We start from the raw sequence: 8,459 nt of genomic DNA, 5'->3' as shown, positions 1-8,459 counted from the left end.
GGCCGTGGCAGCCGCCTTTGGCCGCGCGGCCTCGCATTATCAACAGCACGACGAACTGCAACGCCGCAGCGCAGCACGGCTGCTGTCACAGTTGCCGCCGCACACGTTTTCCCGCGTGCTGGACGCCGGTTGCGGGCCGGGTTCGGTCAGCCGCTACTGGAAAGACGCGGGCAGTGAGGTGACAGCGCTGGATCTGTCGCCGCAGATGCTCGAGCAGGCCCGCCAGCAGCAGGTGGCGCATCACTACGTGGCGGCGGATATCGAAGCGCTGCCGCTCGCCGACGCGCAGTTTGATCTGGTATGGAGCAATCTCGCCGTGCAGTGGTGCGACGATCTCAACGCCGCGCTGAGCGAGCTGTACCGCGTTGTGCGTCCCGGCGGGGTGCTGGCGTTTACCACCCTGGTAGCCGGATCAATGCCGGAACTGAATCAGGCCTGGCAGACGGTAGACGATCGTCCGCACGCGAACCGTTTTCTTCCCGAGGAGACGCTCTGTACGGCGCTGTCCCGCTGGCAGGGACATTCCCGGGTGGAATCCATCACCCTGTCGTTCCCTGACGCGCTGAGCGCGATGCGCTCGCTGAAAGGCATTGGTGCGACGCATCTGCACGAGGGACGATCAGAACAGCTATTAACCCGGGGCAAGCTTCAGGCGTTACAGCTCGCCTGGCCGCAGCAGGTGGGCGTTTGCCCGCTGACGTATCATCTTTTTTGGGGAGTGATTGAACGTGTCTGAACGTTATTTTGTGACCGGTACGGATACCGAAGTCGGGAAANGGCTAAAAGCCGGTGGCTTCCGGCAGTGAATTTACCCCGGCGGGGCTGCGTAACAGCGACGCGCTGGCATTACAGCGCAACAGCACCGTTTCCCTGCGCTATGAACAGGTCAATCCTTACACCTTTGAAGAGCCGACGTCACCGCATATCGTCAGTGCTGACGAACAGCGTCCTATTGACGCAGAAACGCTCTCCGCCGGGCTGCGTGAACTGGAAACGCTGGCCGACTGGGTACTGGTGGAAGGGGCGGGCGGCTGGTTTACGCCGCTGTCGCCATCGCTCAGTTTTGCCGACTGGGTGACGGCGGAACGGCTGCCGGTGATCCTGGTGGTGGGTGTTAAGCTGGGNGGTGCAGCAGGCGGGGCTGCGTCTGGTGGGCTGGGTGGCGAACGATGTGACACCGCCGGGACGACGTCATCAGGAATACATGGCAACGCTGACGCGCATGCTACCGGCGCCGCTGCTGGGGGAAATCCCCTGGCTTGCGGGTAACGTTGAAAAAAACGATCTCGGCGGCTATCTCGATCTCAGTAAACTGGATCGGACTATTGATCAGATTTGTGATTAGGATCGCACCCGGATCTGACCCGCGCGTTAGCGAAAAAACATCAAAAAATAGCGATAAATATTTTTTGCCATGGAGGTTTCGTTGCTGAGGCATTTTCGCCGTTAAGCCCGGGATATGGCCTGGGCGCAGTTATCCACTATTCCTGTGGATAACCTTGTGTATTAGAGTTAGAAAACCTGCGGCAAACGAGAGACCACGCGGCTTACGCCTGAATTGCTGCGAAAGACGGCTTTTCGGAATTATTCTTTAAAATTAGCGAGTTAGATAAAAGCAATGGCTGTAAGAAAAGTGTCACGCCTTGCCATAAAAGTTTCATTACCTGACTTGACAAATGTTAAAAGAGAAAAAATTCTGGGGATAACCTGGGTTGTCTGGTGTTTTATATCGTCGCGGTGAAAATTACGCTGTGACTCTCGCCCCCTAAAGGGTGAGTAACAGAGATACGATAATACGTTACTGTTTTTATATCCAGTATTTTTAGTTGGCAAAATGGCACGTGGCGAGTAAAATTACTCACCTGCCGTCCATTCCTTCACAGGTCGCCATTCATGAGTAAACCGTTCAAGCTGCATTCCGCGTTTCGACCGTCAGGCGATCAGCCTGCGGCCATCAACAAACTGAAAGAGGGGCTGGAAGATGGTCTGGCGCATCAGACGCTGCTTGGTGTAACGGGCTCGGGTAAAACCTTTACCATTGCCAACGTGATTGCCGACCTTCAACGCCCGACGATGGTGCTGGCGCCCAACAAAACGCTGGCGGCGCAGCTGTATGGTGAAATGAAGGAATTTTTCCCCGAGAACGCGGTGGAGTATTTCGTCTCCTACTACGATTACTACCAGCCAGAAGCTTACGTGCCCAGCTCAGATACGTTCATTGAGAAAGACGCGTCGGTGAACGAACACATTGAACAGATGCGACTTTCCGCGACCAAAGCGTTGCTCGAGCGGCGCGATGTCATCGTGGTGGCGTCAGTATCGGCGATCTACGGCCTCGGCGACCCCGATCTGTACCTGAAAATGATGCTGCATCTGACGGTGGGTATGATCGTCGATCAGCGCTCTATCCTGCGTCGTCTCGCCGAACTGCAGTACACGCGTAACGATCAGGCGTTCCAGCGCGGTACGTTCCGCGTGCGCGGCGAGGTGATTGACGTGTTCCCGGCGGAATCTGACGACATCGCGCTGCGTATTGAGCTGTTCGATGAAGAAGTCGAACGCCTGTCGCTGTTCGACCCGTTAACCGGTCATATTGAGTCCACCATCCAGCGCTACACCATCTACCCGAAAACGCACTACGTCACGCCTCGTGAGCGTATTGTGCAGTCGATGGAAGAGATAAAAATCGAGCTGGCGGACCGCCGTAAAGTGCTGCTGGCGAACAATAAACTGCTTGAAGAGCAGCGTCTGAGCCAGCGTACACAGTTCGATCTGGAAATGATGAACGAACTGGGCTACTGCTCCGGCATCGAAAACTACTCGCGCTTTCTTTCCGGGCGCGGGCCTGGGGGCGAGCCGCCGCCGACGCTGTTTGACTACCTGCCCGCAGACGGGCTACTGGTTATCGACGAATCCCACGTTACTATTCCGCAAATCGGTGGGATGTACCGCGGCGACCGCGCCCGTAAAGAGACGCTGGTGGAATACGGTTTCCGTTTGCCGTCGGCGCTGGATAACCGTCCGCTGAAATTTGAAGAATTTGAGGCGCTGGCACCGCAGTCAATTTACGTTTCCGCTACGCCGGGCAATTACGAGCTGGAGAAATCCGGCGGCGATGTGGTGGATCAGGTCGTGCGTCCGACAGGGCTGCTTGATCCGGTCATTGAAGTCCGGCCGGTGGCGACACAGGTGGACGATCTGCTCTCTGAAATCCGTACCCGTGCGGCGATCAATGAACGCGTGCTGGTCACCACGCTTACCAAACGCATGGCGGAAGATTTAACCGAATACCTCGAAGAGCACGGCGAGCGCGTGCGCTACCTTCACTCGGATATTGATACGGTAGAACGCATGGAGATTATTCGTGATTTGCGTCTCGGCGAGTTCGACGTGCTGGTGGGGATCAACCTGTTGCGAGAAGGGCTGGATATGCCGGAAGTGTCGCTGGTTGCCATCCTGGATGCCGACAAAGAAGGCTTCCTGCGCTCCGAACGTTCGCTGATTCAGACCATTGGCCGTGCGGCGCGAAACATCAACGGTAAAGCGATTCTGTACGGCGATAAAATCACCCCGTCGATGGCAAAAGCCATTGGCGAGACGGAGCGTCGCCGTGAGAAACAGCAGCGCTACAACGAAGAAAACGGCATCGTGCCGCAGGGGCTCACCAAGAAAGTGGTGGATATCCTGGCGCTCGGCGCGGGGCTTGCGAAAACCAAAGCGAAAGGGCGCGGCAAGCTGCGTATCGTTGAGGAAGACAGCGTTGCGTTAACGCCGAAAGCGCTGCAGCAGAAGATCCACGAGCTGGAAGGGCAAATGATGCAGCACGCGCAGAACCTCGAATTCGAAGAGGCGGCGGCGATTCGCGATCAGCTCCATCAACTGCGTGATTTGTTTATTGCGGCGTCGTAATTTCTGACGGTATAGCCTGGCTTAATGTTCGCTTAATATAATCCGGCGACACTATCCTCAGTTTAATGAGGATAGTGCCCATGCCAAAATTACTTGCTCGTGAATATCTCGCTGTACTGGTCTCGCTGCTATTGATGACCGGTTTTGCTTACCACTGGGCCGTTACGTACTGATTAACGCTGCAGCGCGTGGAACCGGACCCATGCGCGTGCTCCGGCAGCGGGTTTTCGGTTATTGAGGAAGAATTTTNCCCAAGCCCGATGCCGCCGTAACGGCTGTCCATCCGCACGAAAGCTTTGCTGAGTTCGCCGCTTTTCGCTTCATCAATCCCCGGCCCTTCATCTTCCACCGCCAGAATCGGACCGGCGTCATATTCGACGCTGATCGTAATGGTGGAGCCTTCCGGGCTGTAGCGGTGGGCGTTTTCCACCAGGTTTCGCAACAGCACGCGCAGCAGGGTAGCGTCCCCCTGAACCGCCGCTTCCCGCGCTGACGGTTTCACCACCAGTGTTTGCTGGCGTTGCGCAAGAATGCGTTCCAGCTCAGGGCGTTCCACGTCCACCACATCGTCATCAAGATTTACCCGTTGATAGCTGCCCGCCGAAAAGGACTGGCCAACGCGCGCCAGTTGTAGCAACTGGGCAATGCTCTCTGTCATCTGATCGAGCCGCTGCAGCAGCGGTGCGACCTGAATGGCGTGAGATTTTGCCATCAGTTCCAGGTGCAAACGCAGCCCGGCAAGCGGTGTGCGCAGCTCGTGCGCGACGTCGGCGGTAAACAGGCGTTCACGCTCCAGCGTCTGCGTCAGACGGGAAACCAGATCATTAATGGCCGAGGTAACGGCTTCCACTTCGCTGACGTTATTAGCAATGCAAATGGGTTGCAGGTTATCCGGCGTGCGGGTTTCCAGCTCTTTTTGCAGATCGGACAGCGGACGGGTGATGCGTTTCACCGCCTGCACACAAATAAACAGCGCCAGCCCGATGATCAACAGGCTGGGGATCAGCAGGCTGGCCACGGCTTCGCGCACTTCATGCTGAATGTGCTTGCGGTTGTTATGGCCTTCGATGGCGCTCTGCACCAGCAATTGGATCTGCTCTTCGCTTTCGTGCCACAGCCAGAACACGCTGATGAGTTGGCATACCACCAGCACCGCCCCAATCGTCAGCAGCAGCTTGCTGCGCATCGTCCATTTTTGCGTCGAGAAAAGCGCCATCAATCCGCCTCAGGACCAGTAACCAGCATGTAGCCAAAGCCGCGTACGGTGCGGATGCGGAATTTGCCTACTTTGTCGCGCAGGTTATGGATATGCACCTCCAGCGTGTTGGTGGCGGGTTCGTTGTCCCAGCTGTAAATATCGTTGTAGAGAATTTCGCGATGCACCGGGCTGCCCGCTTTCAGCATCAGGCGGGAAAGCAACGCGTACTCTTTCGGCGTCAGCTCCAGCGCTACGTCGCCCAGCCAGACCTGACGGCGGGTGACGTTCAGGCGCAGGTTATCCACCTTCACTTCGCTGTCGCCCTGATTATGATGACGGCGGAGCAGGGCGCGGATGCGGGCGTTCAGCTCTTCGAGCGCAAACGGCTTCACCAGGTAATCGTCAGCGCCAGTATCCAGACCGGCGATGCGATCGCTGATGGTATCGCGCGCGGTGAGGATCAGCACCGGCTGGGTGAATTTTTCACGTCTCAGTCGCGCCAGAAAATGCAGACCGTCTTCGTCCGGCAAGCCTAAATCAAGGACCACCAGGCTGTAATGCCCGTTGGCAATCGACAGCGCAGCGTCATGCGCGGTAGCCACCCCGTCGCAGGCGTAACCCTCGCTTTGTATTGCCAGGATCAGCCCCTGTAACAGCAGCTCGTCGTCTTCAATGACTAATATTTTCATCGGCTTTCTCCTCTGCATGGCGCAAGAATATCGTCCGCTGCCTGATATTCCCGGGTCCCGACCCCAAGTATACCCAACATCGTCGAGAAGAGGTTATCCTGCGAATAGGGACGAGCGGCGGCACGCGTTTTCAGACACGAGTAATTAATGCCATAGCGCTGCTGATAATCCTCCGACAACCAGAGCAGCATCGGCACATGTTTTTGTGTTTCCGGGGCGATGGAATAAGGCAGACCGTGCAGGTACACGCCATTTTCCCCCAGCGATTCGCCATGGTCAGAGAGATAAACCAGGCTGGTGGTGAATGTGTCCTGTTTCGATTTCAGCAGGGAGATGGCCTTGTCGATAATATAATCCGCATACAGCACGGTATTATCGTAGGTATTAATCAACTGCTGTTGCGAACAGGTCTGGATTTCATTGGTATCGCAGGTCGGCGTAAATTGACGGAACTGCGCCGGATACCGGTTGTAATAAGTCGGGCCGTGACTGCCGATGGTATGCAGAACAATAATGCCGTCGTGCTGCAGGTTATTAATGTACTTATCGAGATCATGGAACAGCACCTCGTCTTTACATTCCCCTTCAATACACTCTCCCGGAAGGTTCATTTGCGTAATATCCTGATGCGGAACGCGGTCGCACGCGCCTTTACAGCCGCCGTCGTTTTCGTTCCACAGCACCTGAATACCCGCGCGCTGCAGCACGTCGAGCAATCCTTCCTGATGGTGCGCCAGCTCTTCATCGTATTTCGTCCGCGGCATATTCGAAAACATGCACGGCACCGATACGGCGGTGGCGGTACCACAGGAGGCGGTTTGCGGAAAATAGACCACATTGTCTTTTGCCAGTCGCGGGTTAGTATCCCGGGAATAACCGCCGAGAGAGAAGTTATCCGCGCGTGAGGTTTCCCCGACGATCAAAATAGTGAGGTTTTTACGCGGCCCGTTTTGCATTTCCGGGCGCTGTTTTGCATCTTCACCAATTCTCACCAGAGGCAGATTATCCATGCGGTTATGCGCATACCAGGAGTTCACCGCCGTAATACTGTTCGAAGGGTTTAACGCTTTCACCAGCTCTTTATTATTACGAAACAGCGACGCGTAATCTTTATAAAACAGCAGTGCGACGACCACGATCAGCAACGCGGAAACGCCGATATTTAACATGCGACGCAGAATGCCGCCCCACACTGGCGCGTTTTTTTTGGTTTTAATCCACCACGCAAGGATGATCACCAGCACGCCGGAAAGCAGCAGCGTCAGTACCATTTTGGTCGACAGCAGGGCATAACTTTCGGCAGGCGTGGTATCAAAAATATTGGTAATCATCGAGCGGTCAATGATCACCCCAAACGTCAGAATGAAATACTGCGCGGCGGCGCTGACCAGCACAAACAGAGTAATAAACAGACGCTCAAGAAATAAGAATGAAGACAGCGTCAGCACAATATTGATGACGCAAAACGCCACCACCGGCATGGTTAAAAAGACCAGCCAGTTATGCAGCGTATTTACCGGTAAGTCGGTAAAGGCTTGCTTATAAAAAGCAACGTTAAGAAACAGCGCAATGTAGAGCGCGAACAACATAATAAAAGTAAGCTGCCCGAGCACCGGGCGCCGTAAGAATGAGCGCATGACGAGATCCTGCTGATAACGATTGGCACATCGTGACAGCAGTTTTTTAAGACAACCTTAAGACCTTAATAAATCCTTCATACTTCAGGCAGCAGGTTTAACCCAGCGCCTGGATCGCTTTTTCCAGCGCCAGGTGCAGCAGATGGCGGTCATGGCGATACGGGATATCGCTGGCTTCGAGGATGTCTTTGATGACAATGCGATCGGTCACTGCGGAAGCATCTACTTTCGGGCCGACCACCAGCGCGTCGATCACCTGGCGGCCAACGTAGTGCTCCATCAGCGCCAGCTTGTCGGTGAGCGTTAAACTGGCGGCGGCGGGGCTCAGCTCGCGGCCGAGATTACCAATGTACACCATCGGCGCGGGGGTACGGCGCAGCGCCTGCGCTATCTCTTCCACTAACAAAATAGGCATCAGGCTGGTGTAAAAACTGCCGGGGCCGATGAGAATTAAATCGGCTTCTGCAATCGCCTGTACCGCTTCACGGGTGGCGGGCACGTTCGGGTAGAGCATCAGCTCTCTCGGCGGTATTTTCAGCTGATCAATATTCACTTCACCGTAGATTTCGTGACCCTCGTCATCTAGCGCCATCAGGTCGACCGGGGTTTCCGACATCGGAATAAGCGAAGCGTCGACTTTGAGGAGATTTCTGATTAAATTGATCGCCTCTAAAGGACGGATACTCAGGTGATCCAGCGCCTTTAACATCAGATTTCCGAGGTTATGACCAGAAAGTTCGCCATTACCGCCAAAACGGTACTCAAACATCGCCGAAGCGACGCTGGGTTCGGTGATCAATTGATTGAGACAGTTGCGCATGTCGCCCCACNCCTTCAGCGCGGCGAATGCGCCCGGTGGAACCGCCGTTATCGGTGGTGGTGACGATGCCGGTTAAGCGGGAACCTAACGAGGAAAGCGAGGACATCACGCGCCCGAGTCCATGGCCTCCGCCGAGTGCGACAACACGATCAAGATCCGCCAGAGTGCGAGTGCGCATACCAATTCCTTCCGTCAGGTGAGTGCCA

At 55.5% G+C, this 8,459-nt stretch carries 4 protein-coding genes and 3 pseudogenes; 3 read left to right on the top strand and 4 right to left on the bottom strand.

The features are described 5' to 3' along the window. The 3 genes and pseudogenes from bioC to uvrB all read left to right on the top strand — a co-directional run. On the top strand, positions 1 to 736 hold a 736-nt coding region (bioC, locus tag GM30_RS08315), incomplete at its 5' end, for a malonyl-ACP O-methyltransferase BioC (RefSeq protein WP_072094072.1). Beyond that, positions 729 to 1,345 (top strand): annotated as a pseudogene (gene bioD, locus GM30_RS08310) (dethiobiotin synthase). The gene bioC and the pseudogene bioD, both read left to right, overlap by 8 nt. Positions 1,346 to 1,893: 548 nt before the next feature. After that, a complete protein-coding gene (uvrB, locus tag GM30_RS08305; protein WP_049848230.1) occupies positions 1,894 to 3,909 on the top strand; it encodes an excinuclease ABC subunit UvrB in 2,016 nt (671 codons plus the stop codon). A gap of 173 nt (positions 3,910 to 4,082) precedes the next feature. Here uvrB and pmrB read toward each other — a convergent pair. The 4 genes and pseudogenes from pmrB to yvcK all read right to left on the bottom strand — a co-directional run bounded on the left by pmrB (position 4,083) and on the right by yvcK (position 8,431). After that, positions 4,083 to 5,125 (bottom strand): annotated as a pseudogene (pmrB, locus tag GM30_RS08300) (two-component system sensor histidine kinase PmrB). Continuing rightward, positions 5,125 to 5,796 carry a two-component system response regulator PmrA gene (gene pmrA / locus GM30_RS08295; RefSeq protein WP_049848229.1) on the bottom strand — a complete coding sequence of 224 codons (672 nt, stop codon included), beginning with the start codon at positions 5,794 to 5,796 and terminating at the stop codon, positions 5,125 to 5,127. Before pmrA ends, pmrB begins: the two are co-directional and overlap by 1 nt. Beyond that, complete coding sequence (eptA, locus tag GM30_RS08290; protein ID WP_049848228.1) at positions 5,793 to 7,433, bottom strand: phosphoethanolamine transferase EptA; 1,641 nt, start codon at positions 7,431 to 7,433, stop codon at positions 5,793 to 5,795. Before eptA ends, pmrA begins: the two co-directional genes overlap by 4 nt. Before the next feature lie 97 nt (positions 7,434 to 7,530). After that, positions 7,531 to 8,431, bottom strand: a pseudogene (gene yvcK / locus GM30_RS08285) (uridine diphosphate-N-acetylglucosamine-binding protein YvcK). Between the last annotated feature and the right edge of the window lie 28 nt (positions 8,432 to 8,459).

Origin of the sequence: Trabulsiella odontotermitis, assembly GCF_001188485.1 — a bacterium.
In the GTDB taxonomy this organism is placed as follows: Bacteria; Pseudomonadota; Gammaproteobacteria; order Enterobacterales; family Enterobacteriaceae; genus Trabulsiella; species Trabulsiella odontotermitis_A.
This window is presented reverse-complemented; position numbering and strand designations above follow the sequence as displayed.